Source organism: Crocosphaera sp., assembly GCF_030064895.1.
Lineage (GTDB): Bacteria > Cyanobacteriota > Cyanobacteriia > Cyanobacteriales > Microcystaceae > Crocosphaera.
Map to the genome: position 1 here is coordinate 1 of NZ_JASJEB010000019.1, position 22,822 is coordinate 22,822.

The window sequence follows — 22,822 nt, forward strand, 5'->3', positions numbered from 1 at the left end:
TAACCATTTACCAAACATTGAACATTGAACATTAAACATTGAACATTTTGGTTTCAAGCCTCTCCCTTTAGGGAGAAAGAAGTTTGGGAGAGGTTTCAAGCCTACTTCCAAACGAATGATAAATGATAAATGAAATGACCCCTACGGAAATATGTAGCCTTAATAAATAGCAATGGGATTACCAGGAGAACCGGTTGCACCCTTCATTTTTAATGGAGCAAAAACAAACATAAATTCGTAAACTTTATTATCAACTAATTCACTCAAATCCAAATTTTCTATATTGGTAATACCATGTTTAACCATCCATTCAACATGACAATCAATAGGACGGTTAGGATCTTCTCCTGGAATCGCTTCGGTTCCCAAAGTGTCTGACCCGACCATCGCAATTTTTTGGCGAGATAAATAACGACAAGCGGTAATCCCCGGCCCTGGTTCTCCTGCATTAAATAACTGTGTATTTTCGGATTTTTCTTCATCGCTTAAACTATCCCAATCACTACCCCAATAGTTACCATGTCCGGTATAAAATAAGACAACATCTCCTTGTTTAATCGGACTAATTCTTTGCTTTTTGATGGCTCCTTTTATATCATCAACTGTAATAATTCCAGGCTCATTTTTAGCCTTTCCTGTGGGAACTGGTAAACGTTCAACTCCCTTATACGCAGCCATATCTAATAACACCCCTCGGGTAACATATCCTTTTTGGGCTATTTTTTCCACTCCTAATTTATTTAACCCGTAAGCAGTACCAAAGTCTTCTAAAAAATTACCATTATAAAAATAATTTCCTCGAGATGTATTCACCCCAATATGACCTAAACCATCGAATTGTGTGCCAACTTGTCCTAATTCGGTAACCACATATTCATCATTATAAACAATACTATTATTGCTACCTAGTTCACCGGTAGCTAAACCAGGAATTGTTAGTTTCCAGTTACGTTTACCAAAAAACGGCATATCATTTTGATAAACTTTACCCAAAGTAACCACCTTGCCTTTTTTAACTAATTTAATTGCTTCTAGAACCTTTTTATCTGTAATCCAATTAACTGAACCTATTTCGTCATCTTTCCCAAATACCGAAGCATTCCAACCTGGTTTTAAGGGACTATCATCAGCTAGGGTTAAGATCGGGAATAAAACGATACACAGGATAATCACAACGCCAAAAAACCAGCTTTTGAGAAAAATTTGTTTCTTCATATTTCTTAAAATTAGGGATCAAAAAAGAGGTAAACCTGAAATAGCTTACCTCTTCCGATAAAGTCTTGATTTGTATCAAAACTTAAAGATACTTTTCCAAAGTAGAAGCGAGGGTGGTTTTGGGAACAGCACCCACAACCATATCCACCCGTTGACCTCCCTTAAAGATCATCAGAGTGGGGATACTACGAATTCCATATTGACTAGCAGTGTTAGGATTTTCATCGGTGTTGAGCTTAACAACCTTAACCTGGTCCTTGTATTGTTCGGCTATCTCCTCCACAACGGGAGCGACCATACGACAAGGACCACACCAAGGGGCCCAAAAATCCACAAGAACGGGAAGCTCGCTGTCTAGAACATCTGCTTTAAAACTACTATCTGTAACTTGAGGTGCAGCTGACATATCATGAATTCCTTTGATTGCTCGTGTTTACCTAGAATACTCTAGAATTCTACCATACCAAAAACTTTCTGGCTGTTTACAACCATCAAAGTGAAGTGCGGTTTTCCAGAAAAAGCTTCCATAAGAAACCGCCCGAACTAATGCCGGGCGGAGTGTGGTGTGAGGAGTGAACGGAAACGTTTGTCTCCGCTATCTCTATTGTAAGGGAGAATTCCCATTTTGAGACACTAAATTTTGCCTAATCGAAATTTTTTTTTTTGCTTAATGTGTTAAACTAGGCAGTTATACCTGATTTCTGGTTTGAGGAGAATCTCTAAAAAGTGCCTTGTTCCTAAGTTTGAGAGTTTAAAACATGGTTGATATGGCTTGAATTTGATTATTAGATAATCTCGTTTATTCCATAGTAAAGGATAAAATCAAGATAGTTCCAGTCAACAAATTGTAAAGTTTTATGACCGCTTCTGCTAATTTTCTCTCTCAACTTAACCCTTCACAACGTATTGCTGTTGAACATTTCTGTGGACCGCTTTTGGTGGTTGCGGGGGCAGGTTCGGGCAAAACTCGCGCTCTCACCTATAGAATTGCACATCTGATCAGCCATCATCAAGTTGATCCTGAGTCCATTTTGGCGGTCACTTTTACGAATAAGGCGGCACGGGAGATGAAAGATAGACTGGAGAGATTATTTGCTCAAGAAATGGCGTTAAAACAGCAAGGTCAACCGTTTAATTCTCTGCCAGAATACGATCAAAAACGTTTACTTTCCCAAGTTTATAAGAAAATTACAAAAAAGTTATGGATCGGTACTTTTCATAGTTTATGTGCTAGAATTCTTCGCTACGATATTAATAAATATCAGGATGAGAAGAAGCGACAATGGGAACGTAATTTTTCTATTTTTGATGAGTCTGATGTTCAGAGTTTGGTTAAAAATATTGTTCTCAAACAGTTTAATTTAGACGATAAAAAGTTTAATCCTCGTAATGTTCGTTATGCTATTAGTAATGCTAAGAATTTGGGTTTATCTCCTGAAGCTTATTTAAAGGAAAATGCTTATGCTAAGGGTCGTGTGATTGCAGAAGTTTATAACGAATATCAAACTCAATTGGCTGCTAATAATGCTTTGGATTTTGATGATTTAATTCTGATTCCTGTGCGCTTATTTCAGCAAAATGAATCGATTCTGGGTTATTGGCATTCTCAATTTAAACATATTTTAGTGGACGAATATCAAGATACTAACCGTATTCAATACGAGTTAATTCAGTTGTTAACTACCAATGCAGAAACCCGTAAAAGCGAGTGGAGTTGGGAAAATAGGTCTATTTTTGTGGTGGGAGATGCGGATCAATCTATTTATAGTTTTCGCATGGCAGATTTTACTATTTTATTGAATTTTCAATCGGACTTTGGTGATGGTTTGCCGGATGAAGATACAAGAACAATGGTTAAATTAGAGGAGAATTATCGCTCTACGGAAACTATTTTACAAGCAGCTAATCAACTGATCGAAAATAATAGTCAACGTATCGATAAAATTTTGCGCCCCACTAGAGGAGAAGGGGAAGAAATTTACTGTTATAAAGCAGATGATGAACGCATAGAAGCAGATTTTGTGATCGCTAAAATTCAAGAATTAGTGGAAACAAACCCAGAATTAAATTGGGGAAATTTTGCTTTATTATATCGGGTTAATGCTCAATCTCGACCCTTTGAAGATAATTTAATTCGTAACAATATTCCTTATAATATTGTGGGCGGATTTAAGTTTTATGACCGTCAGGAAATAAAAGATTCTCTTGCATATTTACGGTTACTTGTCAACCCTTTTGATACGGTTAGTTTACTACGAGTTATTAATTCTCCCCGTCGAGGAGTCGGCAAAACTTCTATTGATTCTCTCCTAAAAGCAGCACAAGAATTAGAGATACCTTTATGGGAAATTATTAGCGATGAAACATCTGTGAAAACCCTAGCAGGAAGGGCAGCTAAGTCAGTTAACAAATTTGCTAATATGATTAAAGATTTACAGGAAAAATTAAAGGAACTTTCAGCAACTGAGATTTTTGATCAGATTATGGAATTATCAGGTTATGTGGATGATTTGAAGAAAAAGGGAACGGAAGAAGCCGATAATAGATTAGAAAATATCTATGAATTGTACAGCGCGATCGCTCAATATCAAGAAGAAAATGAAGATACCAGTTTACAAGGTTATTTAACTAATGCTTCTCTGGCTTCGGATTTAGATAACCTGGATGAAGGACAAGAAAAGGTATCTTTAATGACCTTACACTCTGCCAAAGGTTTGGAATTTCCTATTGTCTTTTTGGTAGGATTAGAACAAGGAACTTTACCCCATTTTCGCAGTTTAAACGATCCGTTAGCATTAGAAGAAGAACGAAGACTATGTTATGTAGGAATTACCCGCGCCCAAGAACAATTATTTATTAGTCACGCTAGAGAACGCTATGTTTGGGGTTCAAAAGAAGCGAAAATGGTGTCACAATTTATCCAAGAAATTCCCCAAGATTTAATCAGTACTAATCTGCGACAAACTAGAAGGAAAGTACATCAGAAAAAAACAGTTTCTAGTTCCCCTAATACAAAGTGGTCAGTTGGCGATCGCGTTATTCATCATAGTTTTGGAGAAGGAGAAATCACCCATATTTTAGGTTCAGGAAAAAAAACAAACTTAGCCATTAAATTTGCTGGACTTGGCCGTAAAATTGTTGACCCAAGAACCAACTCTATTACTAAAATTGAACGGTAAACAGTGAACAGTGATCAGTTAATTGAACTAATAACTGGTAACTGGTAACTGGTAACTGGTAACTGATAACTGATAACTGATAAACTAATGAACAAGTGATACCCATATTTCCCGAGAGTTTATTACTTTGTCTTCTTCACCAGAGTCTCCCCAACTTCCCCCCACCTCAGCTATCACCAAGAAAAACCCTCTCAAAGCAACTACAGAAAAGTGGTTTGAGTATTCGGTTAGGGTACAACCTCATCATACCGACTATGCAGGATTAGTATGGCATGGTACTTATATTAATTGGTTGGAAACTGCTAGAGTGGAATGTCTCCGTTCTATGGGCATAGATTTTGCCGAATTGGTAAAATTAGGATGTGATCTCCCTGTGGTGGAATTATCCTTACGGTATCATCGAGTCTTGCGGTTGGGAGAAATGGCGATCGTCAAAACTCGGATGTCCGCTATGACAGGAGTTCGGATGTATTGGGATTGCGCTATTGAATCAAGCGATCGCCAAGTTGTCCATGTCACGGGAAAAATTACCTTAGTGGCCATGGATCGAGAAAAAGGAAAAATTATGCGTCAACTTCCCCCGACGGTTAAAGATGCTTTAACTAAAATAGTGGACTTGTGAAGCTTTGAAAAATATTAACAATAATTCGATGATACTCCTATAATCCTACTTTTTAGGATTATAGGAGTGTGAGAAAGTTTCTAGTTGAGATTACTTTTTTCGATAAAACGTAGTTTTTGAAATTTGAAGAACAATATATAACATAGAGAAATATCACTATACATTATAGTTAAAACTAGCGTCGGCTAACCCTAATTTTTTGATAAAATACAAGACAAATAAAACAATTATTTTTATGGAAATTAAACGCTTACCTGCCTTATCTGATAATTACATTTTTCTCTTACATGATACCCATAATAACACGGCTGCTGTGGTTGATCCGGCAGAGGCTAAACCAGTGTTAAATTGCTTGAATGAATTAGGGGCAAAGTTAGTTGCTATTTTCAACACCCATCATCATGCTGATCATGTTGGGTCTAATAAAAAACTAATGGAAAAATTCCCTGATATTTGTATTTATGGAGGGAAAGAAGATCAAGGGAGAATTCCAGGACAACAAGTTTTTTTAGAAGAAGGAGATACAGTAAAATTTGCAGAAAAAACTGCTACGATTTATTTTATTCCGGGTCACACTCGTGGACATATTGCCTACTATTTTCCTCCCAATAATTCAGAAGAAATAGGGGATTTATTTTGCGGTGATACTATGTTTGCTGGAGGGTGTGGACGCTTATTTGAAGGAACACCGGCACAGATGGTTCAATCATTAACTAAACTGAGAAACTTACCCGATAATACTCGTGTTTGGTGCGCCCATGAATACACCTTAAATAATCTTAAATTTGCTGTTACAGTTGAACAAGATAATAGGGAGTTACAAAGTCGTTATCAAGCAGTAATTAAAGCCCGAAATAATCGCCAAGCAACGGTTCCTTCTTTATTGGGAGAAGAAAAGAGAACTAATCCTTTTTTACGATGGGATCAACCCTCTTTACAAAGTTTAACAGGGATGAGTGATCCTGCTAGAGTATTTGGTAGAATTAGGGGGATGAAAGATAATTTTTAACTTAAAATGGAAGTCAAAAACTTCAAATTAAAAGAAAAAATATCCCATTATTTGGATGATTTTAATACCCCTATTGGGATTACAGTTAATTTAATAATTTTGGGGCTTATTTTATTATCTTCTGCTATCTTTGTCCTAGAAACTTATCCTTTGTCTGATCCTATTTTTAGAGTTTTTAAAAGATTAGATAATATTATTTTAGCTTTATTTACTTTTGAATATTTAACCCGTTTTTGGTGTGCAGAATCAAAACGAAAATTTGTCTTTAGTATTTTCTCTTTTATTGATTTACTTTCAATCCTACCTTTATTTCTCGGTTTTATAGACATTAGATTTATTCGTATTCTTCGGTGGTTTCGAGTTTTGAGACTCCTAAGATTAATCAATTTTGAAACATCTTTATTTAAAATAAAATCAGAAGATGGGGTTGTTTTAGTAAGAATATTTTTAATTATATTTTCTTTGATATTTATCTATTCTGGAGCTATTTATCAAGTTGAACATTATAGTAATCCTAATGTTTTTAAAACGTTTTTTGATGCTTTATATTTTTCCGTTGTTACTATGACAACTGTGGGATTTGGTGATGTTATACCCCTTTCAGAAGCAGGAAAAATTTTAACAGTAATTATGATTTTTTCTGGTGTTCTTTTAATTCCTTGGCAACTGGGTATATTAACCCAAAAATTCTTACAAAATACTCAACAAAGTAATCGAACTTGTTCTCATTGTGGCTTAAAATTTCATGATAGAGATGCCAATTTTTGTAAGATTTGTGGAACCAAGTTATGATATTAGTAATTATAGTTAGTAGGGATTTAATAATATTAATCCCATATAGGAGTTAGATATGGTGGAAACTATTGGTATATCTCAAGGAATTAGAAATTTAACAGAAGTTCATCTGAAGTTTAATTTAACTCGCAATCAAAGCAGTAATTTTTTTACAGAATGGACTGATAATTTACCTGATCTTAGTGTTCAAGAGAAACAAACTTTAGATAGTTTAAAAGAGCGATATTTATATTATGCTTCTGATAATTCCATTACCGAGGTAACTCTCAATATTATTATGATTTCCCCTTTATTAGAATTAGCAAACTTATGTGATACTCCTTTTAAAATAAAAGCAGAACAAGCTGTTAAGATTGAGCTTAAAGACTCAGACATTATCTTACAAGGTTTTATTGATGCTTTGGTGATTAAAGAACAATTTTGGGTTATTGTTATTGAAGCCAAACGTTATGGTTTCAATATTTCTTTAGCCATTCCTCAAGCTTTAACTTCTATGATGGCTAATACTAAGCAAGAAAGTCCTATTTTTGGTTTAGTAACCAATGGAGAAGATTATATTTTCATCAAAGTTAGTCATCAAAATCAACAATATGATATTTCCGATAAATTAACCTTAGGAAAAAGAAACAATCAAGAATTTTATCAAGTTTTTCAAATCATCAAAAATATTAAACAATTCTTACTTTAATTTATTACCTCAACTTACTATGATATGATTCAACAGGACAAGAAATTCTAGGGAAAAGTATTAAATGCACAAAATTCCAGTTACAGTAATTACAGGTTTTTTAGGCGCAGGAAAAACCACATTAGTTCGCCATCTGTTACAAAACAATGAAAAGCGACGCATTGCTGTATTAGTCAATGAATTTGGAGAAGTAGGAATAGACGGAGAAATACTCAAAGATTGTCAAATTTGTGAAGAAGAAGAAGACCCTAACGAAAACATTATAGAACTAAATAATGGTTGTCTTTGTTGCACTGTTCAAGAAGAATTTTATCCCACCATGCAGCAACTTCTAGAACGAAGAGACTCCCTCGACTGTATGTTAATAGAAACATCAGGTTTAGCCCTACCAAAACCCTTAGTCCAAGCCTTTCGTTGGCCGGAAATTCGTAATAGTGCAACCGTTGATGGTGTTGTGACAGTAGTTGATTGCCAAGCATTGGCTTCAGGTACATTAGTAGGAGATTTAGACGCGTTAGAAGCTCAAAGAAAAGCCGATCCCAACCTCGAACACGAAACCCCCATCGAAGAATTATTTGAGGATCAATTAGCTTGTGCAGACTTAGTATTACTAACCAAAACCGACTTAGTTAAAGAGACAGAATTAAACAAAATTAAAACTTGGTTATCCCAAGAATTACGCCCCGGTGTCAAAATTGTTTCTTGTAATCAAGGTCAAATTAGTCCTGATATTTTACTCGGGTTTAATGCTGCTGTAGAAGACAACTTAGAAACCCGTCATTCTCATCACGATCACGAAGAAGAACACGATCATGACGATGATATTAACTCAGTACAAATCATCCTCGAACAAGCTTATGATCCCAAAAAATTAGTGACAACTTTAACAAAATTAGTCCAAGATAACGAGATTTATCGTATTAAAGGCTTTGTTAATGTTCCTAATAAACCTATGCGGTTAGTCTTACAAGGAGTAGGCGATCGCTTTGATTATTTCTACGATCGCCCTTGGCGCGAAGATGAAGCCAAACAAACCCGTTTAGTCTTCATTGGTAGAGAATTAAAGCAACAAACCATTCAAGGACAATTGTAGCAGTTTGAACATAGGTTAGACTGCTATTATTCGCCACCACCACCCCCACCACCATCACCACCACCATCACCACCACCGTCACCACCGCAACCACCACCATCACCACCGCAACCACCATCACCACCGTCTCCACTATAACCACCACCACCACTATAACCACGACGACGACTACCACCATCACCAAATATCATCGATAATATTATGCAAATAATGACCCAACCACCATAACCTATGTTAGATGAGAAGCTAATAGTATAATTGATAAAGGGTTGTATTTTATCAATTACCCGTTTAATATTCGATTGCCAATAGGGAGAGGGTAAGTTCAAGATATTATGAGGGAAACTAACTTGAACTTCAATTTCTTGTTGTGGTAAAATTTCTTGTGAAGAAATAAACTCCACAGTTCTATTATCAATTGAATATGATCGAGTGGGAACACCAAAACTTCTAAAATCAATAATATTTCCTACTAATTCTTGAGGTAATCTTACAGTAACTTTAGCCTTTTTAATGGGAACCTTGCGATCCCGAAAAATAGCTTTCCAATAAACTTGATCAAGGTTGGATTCTTCGTTAATATGCAAACCACCAATGACACGATAACTAATAACAAAAGTATGAGATTTTGGAGTGTTAATAATAGGCTCATGGTTCCATTTTATAATTAAATTGTTGTTCTCTTTCGTACTTATACTCCTTAAGCTTTTGCCATCTTCTGTTACAAATACATCAGTAATATCATCTACTTTACCAAGAGGAATATAACGGTAACGCTGGTTAGAATAATTTTGATTAAAAGTATATTTTTGAGTTTCTTTAACCAGCATATCTCCGTTATTTTGAACATCAATATCAACATTAATAAAATCCCAATAAAAAGGTAAATGGCTTTGAGCATTTACGGGATATAAATTATCAGTAATGAATAAATTTGAAAGCAAAATCAGCAAACAACTGATAATCCCGAAAGCAATTTTTCTACAATGTCTCAACCAAACTGTTTTAGTTAAAACATAAATGATGTTCTTGTTCATGTTGTTTCCAGAATAGTTCATATAGATTTATCTGGAAAAAGCACGCATACATCCGAATTTTTTAACAAAACTTTACGAAAACCCTAGTCCCGCTAAGGGAAAGTCAAAATTCAAAAGTAGCGACTGGTAAGGGTTTGAACCCTTTGCGACTGGTGGGTTATTTCCACCACGCTGCCCTAATTACTCAAAACTAATCTTGATAAACCCACCCCGGGATAATAATAGTCTAAAATCTGTTGATAGTCGTAGCCTTTTCTCGCTAATTCATAAGCTCCAGTTTGACTCATTCCCCGTCCCTTATGAGCGCGGGCCACAATTTCATCTGTCGCTGCATAAAGAGACTCCACCACACCCCCTCGATGGCTTAAAATCTGTCCTTTAGTGCTTCGTACCGCGTGATGACCCGTATTATATTCACTGTTTAACCCCTTATACACCTGCCAACGTTGGGTATTACCGAGATCGTACCAAGAACTGGCCGGACGAATCATGTGAACTAAAGCATAAGACCGTGCGGCGATCGCTTGAGCTTTGAGAGCTTCTGTGGGTGCATTAGCGTGCATTTCGCTGCCTACCACACTATATAAATACTGCTCAAAATTAACATGATTGACCACCAGTAAGCTGTTACCCTTGGATACCAATAAAATTTTGCCCCGATACCAGCGATCGCCCACATAAATAAGACTCTCTTTTGTCGGTTGCACCCAAACCACCCCAGGTAAAGACTGTCCCCCAAAGGATAAAGAACCCCCATTGGGTCGTACATTCCACCCTTGGGAACCAGAAAGGGTTTTTAGTCGTTTACTATCGCGATCGCTGATCACTGCTTGTCCTGACACCCCTAAAGTGGTTCCGGGTGCATCTCGTAAAATGGCTACACGAATATCAAGAGGAGGAGGTTGATAGTTTGCAGGGGCCGGTGCTAAAGACTTAGCAGAAGCAGGAGGAGACGGAGGAGACATTTGAGAGGGTGAGGAACTAACCTGCTGTTTAACCTCTGACTGTTGAGTAGGGTTAGGGGACTTCTTAGTTTCAACCTCCGGTTGCTTTTGAGAAGGTTGTTTGAGATAAGGTTGTTGAACTTGTGAGTTTTCTCGGGGTGAAGTATCTTTTGCCCCTACTTCTGACTGCTGTTGAGAGGGTTGTAATTGACTCAGAGGAGGTAAAGTAGTTGTCTGGGGTGTAGTTTCTTGAGAACGATCAGAGGGTTGCCAAGAAGCGACAATAAAAGGAACACTTACAGCACACAATAAAGGAACGCCCCAAAGTTGAGGACGGTTGAACAACAAGTTTTTTAACAACTTTTTCATAACGCAACAAAAAAAATAATCTTAAAAAATAAAAATAGTTAGAATACTTAACAATAACTTCCTTAATTAATATAACTGATAACTGATTAGTCATAATTGATAAAGTCACCCCGTCTCCCCACACTCCCCATCACATCTAAAATATGTCCCTCAACTCTCTCGATCGCCTCCTTGAAGCTATAACACAACTTCCCCAATGGGAGGAATATCGTCGCTATGTTGAAATTTGTGATATTTGGTCAACTATAGTGCCAGAAAAAGCAGCCTCCCACAGTAAACCCCTATATATTCAAAGAGATATGCTTTGGATAGTCACTTCTAGTTCTGGTTGGGCCCAACAGTTGTCTTTTCAAAGTTATTCTCTTCTCAAACAACTTAATCATCGTTTATATGCTTCTCCTGTGCAAAAACTTCGGTTTTCCCCTGCTCAATGGCAGAAACATCACGGCCATCCACAACCATCATCCTCAGAAAAAGGTCAAAACTTTTTTTCCTATACTGATATTGTCTCACCTCCAGAAACCAGTACCCAAGCAACCACCACCCCAGAAGAAGCTTTTCAACGATGGAATAATGCGATCGCCCACCATTTCGAGAACCTTCCTTTGTGTCCCCAGTGTCATTGTCCGACTCCTGAGATCGAACTGGAAAGATGGTCAAAATGTTATCTTTGCATAACGCAACATTGGCAAACAAAATCTCTGTCAAACTTAGAGTAATGATTGAGTTAACAATGACATTCTTTCTGTTTTCCTCAGTATATTCTTTGATTATTAATAAACTTTTCCCTCGATAGTATGGTTTTTACCCTTGATCCCCAGTCTTTTCTCTGTCAATGGACTCAAGATCAGAAATTTAATTATATTAAGTTTTTTTGATTCTAGGGAGATTATATTTACTTTTGTAAAATAAATATTAAAAAAATCTAAAGCCAGAAAAATTCAGAAGAACAGTGAAATCAAGACAGAGGGATAGGTAAGGACATTTAATGATAGTTAACTGATATTGGATAATAAATCTTGAAAGGAAAACCTGAAAAGTTCAACTCTCACACCTTGTGGTAAAAACCCCATGAAAACCTCTAATTGTTTGACTTCATCTTGTCGCTTTTGTCGCTATTATCAGACAGAAGGTCGTCGAGGGGGAATGTGCCAACAATTGGGTGTTCCGGTTCGTGCAGAATGGAAGGCTTGTAGTTTAGCTGTTGCACCATTTACCCAAACTTGGGAAAGTTTAGAAAACGTTGTTAAACTGGAAAGTTCTTTAGTTCTAGAATGCTCTGTTGAGGTAGAATCCACCAAAAAAGTTAATGAACAAATTGTTCATTGATCTCAATTTTTTTCTTGTTAAAATAATTTATTAAAGAATCTTATTTTTTTAAGCTAGTGTACAAAAAATAGCATCTTTGTTAACAAAGGATGCTATTTTTAATAAAAGCACATTTATGAGAAAAGTTCCGTATCAATGGTCACTCAACAAGCAAAAATAGGCATTCTCGGCGGTAGCGGTTTGTATAAGATGGACGCGCTTGAAGATATACAAGAAATTCATCTAGATACTCCCTTTGGTAAGCCCTCTGATGCGTTCATTGTGGGCAACCTAGACGGGGTGTCAGTGGCTTTTTTAGCCCGTCATGGTCGTAATCATCATTTAATGCCTTCTGAGTTGCCATTTCGGGCAAATATTTACGGGATGAAACAATTAGGGGTTGAATATATAATTTCAGCGTCTGCGGTGGGTTCTCTTAAAGAGGAACTAAAACCCCTGGATATGGTGATTCCCGATCAGTTTATAGATCGCACTCATCGCCGAGTTTCCACATTTTTCGGGCAAGGTCTTGTTGTCCATATTGGTTTTGGTCATCCGGTTTGCCAACAACTGACCGCCATTTTAGCCGAAGTTGTGGAGAGTTTACAATTACCTGAGATTGCCTTACACAAAGGAGGCACTTATGTTTGTATGGAGGGGCCGGCATTTTCCACCATCGCTGAGTCTAATTTATATCGCAATTGGGGTGCGTCTGTGATTGGTATGACCAACTTACAAGAGGCAAAATTAGCCAGAGAAGCAGAAATTGCCTATGCTACCTTGGCCTTAGTTACTGACTATGATTGTTGGCATCCAGACCACGATCATGTCACTGTAGAAATGATCGTTGATAATTTACACAAAAATGCCATTAATGCTCAAAAAGTTATCATAGAAACCGTCAAACGTTTAGATAAAAATCCCCCTATTTCTGAAGCACATTCTGCCCTAAAATATGCTCTTCTTACCCCTCCTGAACTGATCAGTACAGAAACAAAAGAAAGATTAGGTCTAATTATCAACAAATATTTATGATGAATGAAAACTGCAAATTTATCTCGGTTTCGACTCTTAAAAAAACGGCACAATTTTAACCAGTCTCGCTGCCAAGTTTTGCGTTCTCAATTGGGGTTTAATCAAGTAGAATCAACCCGTCCTAAAACTTGTCTGGGTTGCTGTCATTATCACGGCAAATTTTATGGTTATAATCGCGAGCAAAGAAGCCAATTAATTTGCGGTTTTCATCCCAGTGGTTGGCTAAAAAGTGAACAGTGTCCAGACTGGCAAAAAATATAAGTTGTTAAGTACTTAAACCATTCCCCATTGGAAAATTAAAGTCTCAGAATGGCCTTCCGCAACTTAAGATAAACTTGTGTAATCTGTTTAATTGTTGCTAAAAGTTGCTATGAGTAAACCAATTTACGAGATTGTAGACGAATTACCAACCAATAACATGACCATCAAAGTCTTGAGAGCCCTAGATTTTGTGGTTCCTGGAGAATGGGAGAACTTGGTAGGGTTTGAGAACACCATTCGCACCGTTACAGGGGAAACCGATGAGGACATGATCCAAGAAATCGGCGATCGCGCGGTTCATCTTTTTAATGATAAATCCCAAGGATATCAAACTGCATTATGGTTATATCAAACTGTCGATAATAGTGATAGTGCTTTAGGGGCCGCAGCTTTAGCCAATAAAATCGGGGAAAAAGTCTCCTTTTTAGGCTTTTTAAACCGTATTACCCCCAACCCAGATAAAGCACAAGCGATCGATTTATGCTTGAAATTAGTCACCGAATTAGTAGCATTTTGTCAAATTAATGGCATTCCTGGGGACAGTATTGGGGATTTTGTGGGTTCTTTGGGGGATTATGGCGGAGAATCGTTGATGAGAATGGCCGCTTTAGTCTGTTTAGACGGTTTAATTCCCCTGGGTCCCGATTTTATTATGAAAATAGAATCTAGTCTTCAGAGTCTTTCCCCCAACGAATTAGAGAATAATGGCACCTTTAAGAACATTCAAGGAGCCATTCCTGGTGGTGACAGTGGTAGTCAACTCAATTTTATCGGGGAAAGTTTTGACTCGGTTAAAGGGTGGATGTCAGGATTTGTTGAAGACAAAGGTGTTACTCCAGAGGGACTCTTTGAAAATTTAAGCAATTTTATTGAATATTCAGAAGACAAATTAGATTATCTTGCTGCCTTTTTAGATATGACCACCAATTATTATGAACATACAGGAACCCAAACTTTAGCCAGACGCTTAATAGAAAGAGCATTAGCGGAGATATAACCGTAAGATTTTTTAATTAACTACAATGAAGGGGCGGCTTAACCCCTAAACTGGGAATAGTCATATTTTGATAACGCATTTAGAAACTATTAAGAGAAAAATCATGGCAACTCCATCGGATCAAACGCAAAAAAAACCCCTAGAAGTTCGGGAAATTCAAGAAATAGCGATCGCTATTTCGGCCAAAAATCTTAATCCCACCATGCTCTCCCAAGAGTTTCTCAAACAAACAGGAATTGTTCCCAATGAGTGGGAATTGGGTAAACAACCGGTTTTGGGGCAAAATATGTCACAAGTTACCTTCCAAAATGGTGTTAGTATCGTTGCTCAACCTCGCACCATTACTTTTATGGAGTCTTTAGGGAACAAAAAACCCGATGAACTAAATATTCCGAGTGTTGCTGCTCAATATGTCGAAAAACTTGCTAACACAGAATATCAAGGGTTATCCATTACCCCCAAAAGTTTAATCCCTTTTCCAAATAATAATCAAGGTGCTAGGAACTTTATTACTCAAAATCTTTTATCTCCTGGTGAGTGGCAAAATTATGGCAATGCACCCGTACAAGCTGGTTTAAACTTATTGTATCAACTTGATCGTTGTCAATTTAGCCTAAGTATTAATGAGGCTAAAATCCAAATGCCTGATAAATCTGCCATGCCGGCTTTGTTGTTTGCTGGTAATTTTAATTACAATTTAGCTGCGGCTAATCCTCAAGAAGTAATGGCTAAGTTAAAGCAAGGAATTAGTGATTGGCAAAATGATTTGACTGCTTTTCAAGAGGTTGTCAATCAACGCTTTTTAGCGCAACAACAACCAGCTACTTTGTTCCCTGGAACTTAATTTAAAACTCGTCTTTAACGATGGTTTTTTTGGAGTTTAGTTCTTAGGAATAAGGGGTTAAGAAATTATTTTCTAACCCCTTGTTTGTGATGATTTTAGTCTTATAAATATTTAAGAAAAATGATTCAACTTAAATTTTCATTTCAAGATAAAACAAGAGTAAATCTAATAGAATTATCTACTCTAGTTATTGCTTTAATTTCTATTTCTTTTGCTCCGATTTTTATTCGTATTAGTGAAATAGAACTGAGTGCAAATGGAACTGTTTTTAATCGATTGTTTATCTTCTTTCTGGTCTTTGGCTTAGCTCAAACTATTAAACAACGATTTTATTCTCCTGAAGATATCTCAATAAAATTACCTTTAACTACTAAAAATTGGCTACTTTTATTATCAGTGGGTATCATTTCAATTACGTCTTTAGGACTCTGGGCAATCTCTTTAGAATATACCAGTGTTGCTAACTCTATGTTATTGAATAATATGACTCCCATTTTTACCAGTATTGGGGCTTGGTTATGCTTTGGAAAACGCTTTGATACTAAATTTATCTTAGGCATGATATTAGCGTTATCAGGGGCAATTTTTCTAGGTTTAGAAGATTTACAAGGGGCAAATGGTCATTTAATTGGGGATTTTTATGCCCTATTATCTGCGGTTTTTTTGGGTATTTATTTTTTAATTGTTGAACAGTTAAGGAATCATTTTTCTGCTACCACTATTTTATTATGGCGGTGTGGAGTTGGCAGTATTTTGTTAGTTCCCTTTATCTTATTTACTGAAGCAAAGTTATTTCCAACGAGTTGGCAAACTTGGTTAGCAGTGATAGGATTAGGTATTATTTCTGAAGGTTTAGGACAAAGATTATTAGCGGATTGTTTGGATAAATTTTCCTCTAGTTTTATCGCTATGTTTTTATTATTAGAACCTATTGTTAGTGCGATGTTAGCTTGGGTTATTTTTGCAGAAGCATTAAATTCAACAACTTGGATGGGCTTTGTTATTATTTTAACAGGAATTTATTTAGCCCAATCGAGTAATTCTGCTGTTCATTAATCTTGAAGGGTTATTAATAATAATCCTCCATTAAACTACTATATGCTATACTGTTTCACATCTTTTTTTCAAGATAAACTCAATGAAATTCAATTTATTTAAACCCTTGTTAATTGCTAATGTGATAACCGGGTTAACTGTGACTATCCCAGTCATTACTTATGCACAAATTCCCAACCCCAGGATACTTATTGCTCAAGAAACCAAAGAACTTGACGAAGAAATGATACGTCAAGCAATGGAAGCTATTAATGAAGCTGAAAATCGTGAAGATATTGACGCAATGTTAAAGTTTTTAGCTCCCTTTTCTATTTCTGAAATAACTGTTGAATATAAAGGTAATATTTTGACAACAAATTTAGAAGGGGTTAATGCTCATCGACGTATGTTAAAAGATACCTTTGCCCTGGTGAAACAACGGGAAACTATCAATGATTATATGACAGTTAGAATTACTCCCGATGGTCAAGTAGGGGTGGTAACACGAGTCATTTTTGAAAATTTAACTACCAAAGATGATCAAAGTTTTATTGTTTCGGGTACAGATATTATTCGATTCGCCATTATTAATAATCAGCCCAAAATTATTTCTGTAAAAAGTCAAGGATGGCTCGAACCAAGACCCACCGAATAACTGAATCTAAACCTCATTAAAAATAATTAGGAAAGTAGTAAACATGAAAAAAAAGACAGCGATTAGTTTTAGTTTAACCGTCACCACATTTTTGACTACAATACAATTATTTACAACCCCGGCCCAAGCCAATTTTGGGGACTTTTTATTAGGGGTTGGGGCGACTCTTGGTGTCGGAGCGATTATTGAGGGAAATAGAGCAGATGCGGAGCGGAGATACCGTCCTGTTCCACCTGAGCAAGAATATTTCAGAGGGATACAAGATGGAACCAATGGGGCCAATTACGATAATCCACGGAACTCATTAGATTATGATCGGGGTTATCAAGAAGGCCTTCGCCGTCGCAGAAGGTAATTATAGCAATAGACAGGCTAGTTAGGACACATAAATTATATTTTAAGGGAACAGGGAACAGGGAACAGGGAACAGAAAAATGTCCTAATAGCTTTGGCGACTGCTATATTTAACTTGTAGCGATCGCAAACGATTAATAGCAGCAGCTAATTCAAAACGACGAAAAATTACTAAGTCTCCTTGGGGAAAATGACTTAAAATATCTAACCCTTTACTATCAATATCTTCCATCACTTTATCTAAAATATTAGGTAAGGTGTTTTTTTCATTCATATAATGTTTCTTAGCGTAAATTATAGCAGCAGAAATTGACCTTAACTGTCCTGGTTCAATTAATTGTTCAATGGCGGTTAAATCAATGTCTTCTGTGCCAAAAACTACTTGATCTACGTCTTTAACTTTAACTTTAACATCTCTTTTTCCTCGACTGGGATCGATACTTTGGGGTAAAGGTATTCTGGGGGTTATATTACCAAAACTATTACCTCCTTCTCTGATACGTTCATTGGGATTTTCTTGGGCAATTTTTTGTGCTTTTTCGGTCACATTATATGGTTCAAAATTATCCATGGCAATTACTTGATCTGCTACATCAAAATAGTCTCCACTTCCTCCCATTACTAAGATAGTTGATACTCCATAATCTAGATATAATTGTTTAATTTTATCGATAAATGGGGTGATTGGTTCTTTATTTTTGGCGATTAATTGTTGCATTCTGCGATCGCGGATCATAAAGTTAGTGGCCGCGGTATCTTCATCTACTAATAAGACTTTACTTCCTGCTTCTAATGCTTCAATAATATTAGCTGCTTGAGAGGTACTGCCACTTGCATTTGTGGTTGTGAAATTGTTAGTTGATCTTTGTTGTGGTAATTGATTAATAAAGGGAGAAATATCAACACCGATAATACTTCTACCATCTTCTGCACGAATTTTTACTGCTGATGGATCACTAATTACAAATTCTCTACCATCTCCACGAATATGATTATAAATACCTAATTCTATGGCTTTTAATAAGGTAGATTTTCCGTGATAACCTCCCCCAACAATTAAGGTGATTCCTTGGGGAATACCTAACCCTTTTATGAGTCCTTTATTGGGGGTGCGAAAAGAAATTTCTAATGATTCTGGGGATTGAAATGGTATAGCATCTATTTCTAAGGGACGAGGATCAACGCCACTTTTTCGGGGTAAAATAGATCCATTAGCGATAAAAGCAACTAAGTTATTTTTTGATAGTTGCTGACGGATAAAGTCTGCGTCTTCTGCTGTTTCAACTTGTGTTTTAATCGCCTGGGAATCTAAAGCTTGATAGAGTAATGTTTTATCAACAATATCGGGTATATCTTCGCATAACATTTGTGCTGCTTGATGACCTAAAATAGTTCTTCCCCTTGCAGGAAGTCCTACAGAAAAGCGTATTTCTATCTCATTTTTATTAATATTTGCTGCTGTTCTTTTTAAGATTTCTTGGCCAATTTTAGTAATACTAATTTTTCCACTTTTTCCTGTTCCTCTATGATTACTTTTTTGTTGACAAACTTGACTAAATTGACGAATTAAATAGTCTTCTAAAGCAATTTTTCTACTTTCATTTTTATATAAATCACTGGGAAATTGAGTAACAGTATTAGGGATTTTGATAATTAGTTTACTCGGTGAAGCAAAGGGATCACCTTGGATATGTTCGATAATTAAATTAAATTTAGAAAATTGATAATTTGCCTTGATATCTTTATACGCTTTGTAATTTCTTCCGTCTAGTTGGATTAGTATATTATATAAGTCTTGATTATCCATTATTTTTTGTTATTATCTGGAAAAATGTGTTACTTTTTTTAAAGTTATAAACAACCCTAAATCCATTGTAAAGACTTCGGTTATTACGCTGAACTTTATTGCGAGTTGCACAACAACAATGAAAGGGCAAAGCAGCCCAAGATCCTCCTCGCATGGGAGAATGTTGGTCGTCTCCATCTATCCAAATACTACCATCTTGTGGCGCATTTTGATATGTTTCGTGCCAATCATCAGCACACCATTCCCAAACATTTCCGTGCAGATCATATAAACCAAAATTATTGGCAGGAAATGAACCAACTTCTGTGGTTTGTTGTCGATATATTATAAATACACTGAGTAAGGCTGAATATTTTATGATTTGTTGCCACATTAATAAAGAAATCTGAAATGATAGATCAAACAAGTATTTTATCAAAAAAACAATAATACAGCTGCTAAAACAATTTTAAAGCACTAACTTTTTTTCTTTTTTAATGATAATAAGTGAATTATAATTACTAGATTTTTGTATTTCCGAAGTAGATAAATTAGTAAAACTTTCTCCTAGTTGGATATGAGTAGGTTATTATTGTAAATATTCTAATATTTCTTGAATATTATTGTAACGATTTTGAGCTAAATGTTCTAACATTTTATTTAAAACATGACTTAATTTATCACTAATTTTAACCTCGTTTTTTTCTAAATATTCTTGCCATAACCAAATCGCTTGACTACTATGATAAATCGGATCATTTTCGTTGTTAAGACAATAAAGATTCATAGTAATCTTAGTAAGGGCCTAATAATATTAAGACCACACAGCAGTGGTTAACCTTTATAAGATAAAATAAAACTTTATACACTATTTTGATATAAACATGATAGGATCGTCTAAGAAGATAAATGCCATTAATTTAACAGAGCCTGTTATTCAACGATATTTTGAAACTCTAAATCAGGCCAACTTTCCAGAAACAGCCAAATTATTCGCTATTGATGGCATTTTACAACCTCCCTTTGAGTCTCCAATAACTGGACCCGAAGCGATCGCCAATTATTTAGAGCAAGAAGCAAGGGAGATGACACTTTCTCCTCTTGAGGAAGCTTTAGAAACAACAGAAAACGGCCACATTCAAGCAAGAATTAAAGGCAAAGTTACAACCACCTTATTTACTGTCAATGTAGCCTGGATTTTCATTCTTAACCATCAAAAAGAAATCATTTCAGTAGAGGTGAAATTATTAGCTTCTTTGGAAGAATTAGTTAAATTGAGGCGTTAAACCGCATAAGCAGGTTGTTCAAAAGCTAATTCTAACAGCTTACGACCTAACTCTACATCTCTTGGTGAGGGAACCCAATCAGGATGGCTGGTTAACAAGAAGCTTTCTATGGTCTCCTTATCAAAGAGATGCCAAGCCAAAGCCCCTTCTACCCTTGCTTCTATAGCATAACAGTTAACGCTAACACAATGAATTATTAATTGACCAAAAGGACGCTTGATTACCATTTTTTCTTGAGGTTGCAACCCACGAAACTTTAAGATAGCATCTTTCAACTCTTGAGAAGAAGTCACACACAACCCAGGAATAACGACTTTTAACTGGCGATCGCCGTTAACTGCTAACCAGTAACGTCGTGAGGGATCGATCCCTTCTAACCAGTTTATTTCGTCGTCTAAACGATAGCGGGGTGCGAGAATCAAGGGTTGGCTCATCATTGATATTTTGTAATCGTAGTTTACTATAGATTTAAAAATTGCTGATTATTGCACTTGTTGTCTCAAATTCTAAAGGTTTATGGAGATTCTGTCAGAAAAATTTACAAAACTTAACTTTCTCGCTAATGCTACTTATCGTCTGTAGATTTTAAGTTATCATTAATGATTTGTTTTTTAATATGAACAATCAACCGCGTAAACAATTAGGTAATAATATTAAACAACTGAGGACATCTCTAGGACTTTCACAAGAACAACTAGCAGAAAAAGCTGGTTTACATCGTACTTATGTCGGTGCAGTGGAACGGGGTGAACGGAATGTAAGTTTAGATAATATTATAGCTATCTCTTGCGCTCTTGGTGTTTCAGCGAGTACCTTATTGAAAGATGTAGAATAATGTTAACATCTCCCTACATAGATTATTCAGAGGAAGAATGGCCAAACATTACTAAGCAACTTGTTGACAATTTTCCTCTCTTACAAGATGATTTAATCTATTTAGTCGAGTCTGCATGGGAAGAACTTTTTTCTTCTAGTTTAGGTAATTCTCAACTAAAAATTGGTCAAGATATTTTTTTACCGGCTCAAGCAACAGGAGTTATCTTAGAAAAGTTAATTGCTGTTATTTTAACTGAAAATTATTCAGGGTGGAGAGGAGGTCAAACCAAGCAAGAAAAGGATATTATTTATGTTAACAATGATCGTTATTCATTCGAGATTAAAACATCCTCTAGTAAAAATGGTTTATATGGAAACAGAAGCACAGGCCATCGTTCCAGTGATCGCACAAAATATAGAACAGGTTATTATCTAGTAATTAATTACAAGTTACCAAAAGAAGAAGATTTGACTCGTCAACTATGGAAAATTCGTTTTGGTTGGATAGACGATGAGGACTGGTTAGGTCAAAATAAACCCACTGGACAACAAGCATCTATCGGAGCAAAATTAGCTCGTTTAAAGTTAATTACCCTCAAGAGTTATTAGTTATGATATCAAATAAATTTCCTTGTTTAATCGTCCCACTCTCATTATAACAAATTTTCTTAATTCTTTCTATTGCAATATTAATATAGTTCTCATTTATTTCAAATCCAATGACTTTACGACCATTTTTAATAGCTGCTTCTGCGGTTGATCCTGAACCAAAAAAAGGATCAAAAACAATATCATTAACCTGACTACTTGCTAAGATAATACGACTCACTAATTGAACAGGAAATTGTGCAGGATGTGGGGTTCTTTCCTTTGAACTTCTATTTTTTCCTGATGTTACTTTTGGTATTTGCCAAACATCAGTAGGATTTTTTCCTTTAATATTACATTTTAACTTACCATTCTTTTTCTGATTAGGATATTTAACATTTGGATCACGAACATCATCTAAATTAAAAACATAATTTTTGTGGTCTTTTACATACCATAAAAATTTCTCATTTCTTGGTGAAAAGAATAGTTTTCCAGCTACTCCTGCACTATAATTCCAGACAATTTCTTGTATTAAATAAAAAGGAACTTTATCCCAAATTAAGTAAGAAATGGGAATTGCTTTTGCTTTTTTGGGAATTGATAAATAACCTAAATTTAGCCAAAATGAACCTTGAGAGGATGTACAATGATATACTTGATTAATCCATTTAGCTATCCATTCAATATAATCATCCAATTCTAAGACAAATTCATATTCTTTTCCGATATTATAGGGAGGTGAAGTAACAGTTAATGGTAAAGATTCTTGAGGAATAAAATTCATTAATTCCAAAGAATCTCCATGATAAATTAAAGCATTTTTATCTTCATAAATAGGTTGTCCTAAAAAAGATTTAAAATCAGATAATTCCATATAATACTCTCCTGCATTTTTGGCTACTT

The 22,822-nt window shown here is 35.8% G+C and carries 26 protein-coding genes and 1 pseudogene; 18 read left to right on the forward strand and 9 right to left on the reverse strand.

What is annotated here, in order from left to right; all coding sequences use genetic code 11:
• Nucleotides 1-159: 159 nt before the first annotated feature.
• Together QNJ66_RS07090 and trxA are read right to left on the reverse strand one after the other, a co-directional pair.
• Nucleotides 160-1,215 (reverse strand): cyclase family protein, encoded by a 1,056-nt coding sequence (locus QNJ66_RS07090; protein WP_300504515.1) that lies wholly within the window; start codon nucleotides 1,213-1,215, stop codon nucleotides 160-162.
• A gap of 82 nt (nucleotides 1,216-1,297) precedes the next feature.
• On the reverse strand, nucleotides 1,298-1,621 hold the full coding sequence (gene trxA, locus QNJ66_RS07095) for a thioredoxin (RefSeq protein ID WP_300504518.1): 324 nt from the start codon (nucleotides 1,619-1,621) through the stop codon (nucleotides 1,298-1,300).
• Nucleotides 1,622-2,072: 451 nt separating this feature from the next.
• On the opposite strand from trxA, the gene pcrA reads away from it, so the two are divergent.
• The 6 genes from pcrA to cobW all read left to right on the forward strand — a co-directional run bounded on the left by pcrA (nucleotide 2,073) and on the right by cobW (nucleotide 8,601).
• Complete coding sequence (pcrA, locus tag QNJ66_RS07100) at nucleotides 2,073-4,394, forward strand: DNA helicase PcrA (RefSeq protein ID WP_300504522.1); 2,322 nt, start codon at nucleotides 2,073-2,075, stop codon at nucleotides 4,392-4,394.
• 127 nt (nucleotides 4,395-4,521) lie between these two features.
• Nucleotides 4,522-5,016: a thioesterase family protein gene (locus QNJ66_RS07105; protein ID WP_300504525.1), complete on the forward strand. Its 495-nt coding sequence runs from the start codon at nucleotides 4,522-4,524 to the stop codon at nucleotides 5,014-5,016.
• A 235-nt stretch (nucleotides 5,017-5,251) separates the two neighbouring features.
• Nucleotides 5,252-6,025 carry a hydroxyacylglutathione hydrolase gene (gene gloB / locus QNJ66_RS07110; RefSeq protein ID WP_300504527.1) on the forward strand — a complete coding sequence of 258 codons (774 nt, stop codon included), beginning with the start codon at nucleotides 5,252-5,254 and terminating at the stop codon, nucleotides 6,023-6,025.
• A 6-nt stretch (nucleotides 6,026-6,031) separates the two neighbouring features.
• Complete coding sequence (locus tag QNJ66_RS07115; protein WP_300504530.1) at nucleotides 6,032-6,817, forward strand: ion transporter; 786 nt, start codon at nucleotides 6,032-6,034, stop codon at nucleotides 6,815-6,817.
• A gap of 58 nt (nucleotides 6,818-6,875) precedes the next feature.
• Nucleotides 6,876-7,508 carry a type I restriction enzyme HsdR N-terminal domain-containing protein gene (locus tag QNJ66_RS07120; RefSeq protein WP_300504533.1) on the forward strand — a complete coding sequence of 211 codons (633 nt, stop codon included), beginning with the start codon at nucleotides 6,876-6,878 and terminating at the stop codon, nucleotides 7,506-7,508.
• 64 nt (nucleotides 7,509-7,572) lie between these two features.
• Nucleotides 7,573-8,601 (forward strand): cobalamin biosynthesis protein CobW, encoded by a 1,029-nt coding sequence (cobW, locus tag QNJ66_RS07125; protein ID WP_300504536.1) that lies wholly within the window; start codon nucleotides 7,573-7,575, stop codon nucleotides 8,599-8,601.
• A gap of 26 nt (nucleotides 8,602-8,627) precedes the next feature.
• Here the strand turns inward: cobW and QNJ66_RS07130 are convergent, their stop codons facing one another.
• Both QNJ66_RS07130 and QNJ66_RS07135 read right to left on the reverse strand, forming a co-directional pair.
• On the reverse strand, nucleotides 8,628-9,659 hold the full coding sequence (locus QNJ66_RS07130; RefSeq protein ID WP_300504539.1) for a DUF2207 domain-containing protein: 1,032 nt from the start codon (nucleotides 9,657-9,659) through the stop codon (nucleotides 8,628-8,630).
• Between the two features lie 155 nt (nucleotides 9,660-9,814).
• Nucleotides 9,815-10,951, reverse strand: coding sequence for a SpoIID/LytB domain-containing protein (locus QNJ66_RS07135; protein ID WP_300504541.1), 1,137 nt, complete (start codon nucleotides 10,949-10,951; stop codon nucleotides 9,815-9,817).
• 143 nt (nucleotides 10,952-11,094) lie between these two features.
• Between QNJ66_RS07135 and QNJ66_RS07140 the strand changes: the two genes are divergently transcribed.
• The 9 genes from QNJ66_RS07140 (at nucleotide 11,095) to QNJ66_RS07180 (ending at nucleotide 17,441) form a co-directional block, all read left to right on the forward strand.
• Nucleotides 11,095-11,670, forward strand: coding sequence for a DciA family protein (locus QNJ66_RS07140; RefSeq protein WP_300504544.1), 576 nt, complete (start codon nucleotides 11,095-11,097; stop codon nucleotides 11,668-11,670).
• A 352-nt stretch (nucleotides 11,671-12,022) separates the two neighbouring features.
• Entirely contained in the window at nucleotides 12,023-12,280 is a 258-nt protein-coding gene (locus QNJ66_RS07145) for a hypothetical protein (protein ID WP_300504547.1), read from the forward strand.
• 135 nt (nucleotides 12,281-12,415) lie between these two features.
• Complete coding sequence (locus tag QNJ66_RS07150) at nucleotides 12,416-13,294, forward strand: S-methyl-5'-thioadenosine phosphorylase (protein WP_300504550.1); 879 nt, start codon at nucleotides 12,416-12,418, stop codon at nucleotides 13,292-13,294.
• A gap of 3 nt (nucleotides 13,295-13,297) precedes the next feature.
• Complete coding sequence (locus QNJ66_RS07155; protein WP_300504552.1) at nucleotides 13,298-13,555, forward strand: hypothetical protein; 258 nt, start codon at nucleotides 13,298-13,300, stop codon at nucleotides 13,553-13,555.
• A gap of 109 nt (nucleotides 13,556-13,664) precedes the next feature.
• Nucleotides 13,665-14,552, forward strand: a complete 888-nt coding sequence (locus QNJ66_RS07160) for a hypothetical protein (RefSeq protein ID WP_300504554.1) — start codon at nucleotides 13,665-13,667, stop codon at nucleotides 14,550-14,552.
• Between the two features lie 103 nt (nucleotides 14,553-14,655).
• Nucleotides 14,656-15,396, forward strand: coding sequence for a hypothetical protein (locus QNJ66_RS07165; RefSeq protein ID WP_300504556.1), 741 nt, complete (start codon nucleotides 14,656-14,658; stop codon nucleotides 15,394-15,396).
• Between the two features lie 120 nt (nucleotides 15,397-15,516).
• Nucleotides 15,517-16,452, forward strand: a complete 936-nt coding sequence (locus tag QNJ66_RS07170; protein ID WP_300504558.1) for a DMT family transporter — start codon at nucleotides 15,517-15,519, stop codon at nucleotides 16,450-16,452.
• An 82-nt stretch (nucleotides 16,453-16,534) separates the two neighbouring features.
• Complete coding sequence (locus QNJ66_RS07175) at nucleotides 16,535-17,086, forward strand: nuclear transport factor 2 family protein (RefSeq protein WP_300504561.1); 552 nt, start codon at nucleotides 16,535-16,537, stop codon at nucleotides 17,084-17,086.
• 43 nt (nucleotides 17,087-17,129) lie between these two features.
• Nucleotides 17,130-17,441 (forward strand): hypothetical protein, encoded by a 312-nt coding sequence (locus QNJ66_RS07180; protein ID WP_300504564.1) that lies wholly within the window; start codon nucleotides 17,130-17,132, stop codon nucleotides 17,439-17,441.
• An 84-nt stretch (nucleotides 17,442-17,525) separates the two neighbouring features.
• On the opposite strand, the gene QNJ66_RS07185 is transcribed toward QNJ66_RS07180, so the two are convergent.
• The 3 genes and pseudogenes from QNJ66_RS07185 to QNJ66_RS07195 form a co-directional block, all read right to left on the reverse strand.
• The gene (locus QNJ66_RS07185; RefSeq protein WP_300504566.1) at nucleotides 17,526-19,247 is read right to left on the reverse strand and encodes an ABC-ATPase domain-containing protein; all 1,722 of its coding nucleotides are present in this window, start codon (nucleotides 19,245-19,247) and stop codon (nucleotides 17,526-17,528) included.
• Nucleotides 19,240-19,569: pseudogene (locus tag QNJ66_RS07190) on the reverse strand (formylglycine-generating enzyme family protein); the annotation flags it as partial. The gene QNJ66_RS07185 and the pseudogene QNJ66_RS07190, both read right to left, overlap by 8 nt.
• Before the next feature lie 246 nt (nucleotides 19,570-19,815).
• Nucleotides 19,816-20,013, reverse strand: a complete 198-nt coding sequence (locus QNJ66_RS07195; RefSeq protein ID WP_300504568.1) for a hypothetical protein — start codon at nucleotides 20,011-20,013, stop codon at nucleotides 19,816-19,818.
• Nucleotides 20,014-20,110: 97 nt separating this feature from the next.
• On the opposite strand from QNJ66_RS07195, the gene QNJ66_RS07200 reads away from it, so the two are divergent.
• Nucleotides 20,111-20,512 (forward strand): ketosteroid isomerase family protein, encoded by a 402-nt coding sequence (locus QNJ66_RS07200; protein WP_300504571.1) that lies wholly within the window; start codon nucleotides 20,111-20,113, stop codon nucleotides 20,510-20,512.
• Here the strand turns inward: QNJ66_RS07200 and QNJ66_RS07205 are convergent.
• Nucleotides 20,509-20,949: a hypothetical protein gene (locus QNJ66_RS07205; protein ID WP_300504574.1), complete on the reverse strand. Its 441-nt coding sequence runs from the start codon at nucleotides 20,947-20,949 to the stop codon at nucleotides 20,509-20,511. The genes QNJ66_RS07200 and QNJ66_RS07205 overlap by 4 nt on opposite strands.
• 179 nt (nucleotides 20,950-21,128) lie before the next feature.
• Between QNJ66_RS07205 and QNJ66_RS07210 the strand changes: the two genes are divergently transcribed.
• Nucleotides 21,129-21,347, forward strand: a complete 219-nt coding sequence (locus QNJ66_RS07210) for a helix-turn-helix transcriptional regulator (RefSeq protein ID WP_300504576.1) — start codon at nucleotides 21,129-21,131, stop codon at nucleotides 21,345-21,347.
• A complete protein-coding gene (locus QNJ66_RS07215) occupies nucleotides 21,347-21,937 on the forward strand; it encodes a ScaI family restriction endonuclease (protein ID WP_300504579.1) in 591 nt (196 codons plus the stop codon). The genes QNJ66_RS07210 and QNJ66_RS07215 overlap by 1 nt, the downstream gene beginning before the upstream one ends.
• Here QNJ66_RS07215 and QNJ66_RS07220 read toward each other — a convergent pair.
• Nucleotides 21,924-22,793 carry a site-specific DNA-methyltransferase gene (locus tag QNJ66_RS07220; protein ID WP_300504582.1) on the reverse strand — a complete coding sequence of 290 codons (870 nt, stop codon included), beginning with the start codon at nucleotides 22,791-22,793 and terminating at the stop codon, nucleotides 21,924-21,926. The two genes, QNJ66_RS07215 and QNJ66_RS07220, sit on opposite strands and share 14 nt — an antisense overlap.
• Between the last annotated feature and the right edge of the window lie 29 nt (nucleotides 22,794-22,822).

What these genes read in the sequence shown, in the direction of transcription:
- QNJ66_RS07090 (WP_300504515.1), bottom strand. Translation starts at nt 1,215, where the DNA reads ATGAAGAAACAAATTTTTCTCAAAAGCTGGTTTTTTGGCGTTGTGATT.
- trxA (WP_300504518.1), bottom strand. Translation starts at nt 1,621, where the DNA reads ATGTCAGCTGCACCTCAAGTTACAGATAGTAGTTTTAAAGCAGATGTT.
- pcrA (WP_300504522.1), top strand. Translation starts at nt 2,073, where the DNA reads ATGACCGCTTCTGCTAATTTTCTCTCTCAACTTAACCCTTCACAACGT.
- gloB (WP_300504527.1), top strand. Translation starts at nt 5,252, where the DNA reads ATGGAAATTAAACGCTTACCTGCCTTATCTGATAATTACATTTTTCTC.
- QNJ66_RS07115 (WP_300504530.1), top strand. Translation starts at nt 6,032, where the DNA reads ATGGAAGTCAAAAACTTCAAATTAAAAGAAAAAATATCCCATTATTTG.
- QNJ66_RS07120 (WP_300504533.1), top strand. Translation starts at nt 6,876, where the DNA reads ATGGTGGAAACTATTGGTATATCTCAAGGAATTAGAAATTTAACAGAA.
- cobW (WP_300504536.1), top strand. Translation starts at nt 7,573, where the DNA reads ATGCACAAAATTCCAGTTACAGTAATTACAGGTTTTTTAGGCGCAGGA.
- QNJ66_RS07130 (WP_300504539.1), bottom strand. Translation starts at nt 9,659, where the DNA reads ATGAACTATTCTGGAAACAACATGAACAAGAACATCATTTATGTTTTA.
- QNJ66_RS07135 (WP_300504541.1), bottom strand. Translation starts at nt 10,951, where the DNA reads ATGAAAAAGTTGTTAAAAAACTTGTTGTTCAACCGTCCTCAACTTTGG.
- QNJ66_RS07140 (WP_300504544.1), top strand. Translation starts at nt 11,095, where the DNA reads ATGTCCCTCAACTCTCTCGATCGCCTCCTTGAAGCTATAACACAACTT.
- QNJ66_RS07145 (WP_300504547.1), top strand. Translation starts at nt 12,023, where the DNA reads ATGAAAACCTCTAATTGTTTGACTTCATCTTGTCGCTTTTGTCGCTAT.
- QNJ66_RS07150 (WP_300504550.1), top strand. Translation starts at nt 12,416, where the DNA reads ATGGTCACTCAACAAGCAAAAATAGGCATTCTCGGCGGTAGCGGTTTG.
- QNJ66_RS07155 (WP_300504552.1), top strand. Translation starts at nt 13,298, where the DNA reads ATGAAAACTGCAAATTTATCTCGGTTTCGACTCTTAAAAAAACGGCAC.
- QNJ66_RS07160 (WP_300504554.1), top strand. Translation starts at nt 13,665, where the DNA reads ATGAGTAAACCAATTTACGAGATTGTAGACGAATTACCAACCAATAAC.
- QNJ66_RS07165 (WP_300504556.1), top strand. Translation starts at nt 14,656, where the DNA reads ATGGCAACTCCATCGGATCAAACGCAAAAAAAACCCCTAGAAGTTCGG.
- QNJ66_RS07170 (WP_300504558.1), top strand. Translation starts at nt 15,517, where the DNA reads ATGATTCAACTTAAATTTTCATTTCAAGATAAAACAAGAGTAAATCTA.
- QNJ66_RS07175 (WP_300504561.1), top strand. Translation starts at nt 16,535, where the DNA reads ATGAAATTCAATTTATTTAAACCCTTGTTAATTGCTAATGTGATAACC.
- QNJ66_RS07180 (WP_300504564.1), top strand. Translation starts at nt 17,130, where the DNA reads ATGAAAAAAAAGACAGCGATTAGTTTTAGTTTAACCGTCACCACATTT.
- QNJ66_RS07185 (WP_300504566.1), bottom strand. Translation starts at nt 19,247, where the DNA reads ATGGATAATCAAGACTTATATAATATACTAATCCAACTAGACGGAAGA.
- QNJ66_RS07195 (WP_300504568.1), bottom strand. Translation starts at nt 20,013, where the DNA reads ATGAATCTTTATTGTCTTAACAACGAAAATGATCCGATTTATCATAGT.
- QNJ66_RS07200 (WP_300504571.1), top strand. Translation starts at nt 20,111, where the DNA reads ATGATAGGATCGTCTAAGAAGATAAATGCCATTAATTTAACAGAGCCT.
- QNJ66_RS07205 (WP_300504574.1), bottom strand. Translation starts at nt 20,949, where the DNA reads ATGATGAGCCAACCCTTGATTCTCGCACCCCGCTATCGTTTAGACGAC.
- QNJ66_RS07210 (WP_300504576.1), top strand. Translation starts at nt 21,129, where the DNA reads ATGAACAATCAACCGCGTAAACAATTAGGTAATAATATTAAACAACTG.
- QNJ66_RS07215 (WP_300504579.1), top strand. Translation starts at nt 21,347, where the DNA reads ATGTTAACATCTCCCTACATAGATTATTCAGAGGAAGAATGGCCAAAC.
- QNJ66_RS07220 (WP_300504582.1), bottom strand. Translation starts at nt 22,793, where the DNA reads ATGGAATTATCTGATTTTAAATCTTTTTTAGGACAACCTATTTATGAA.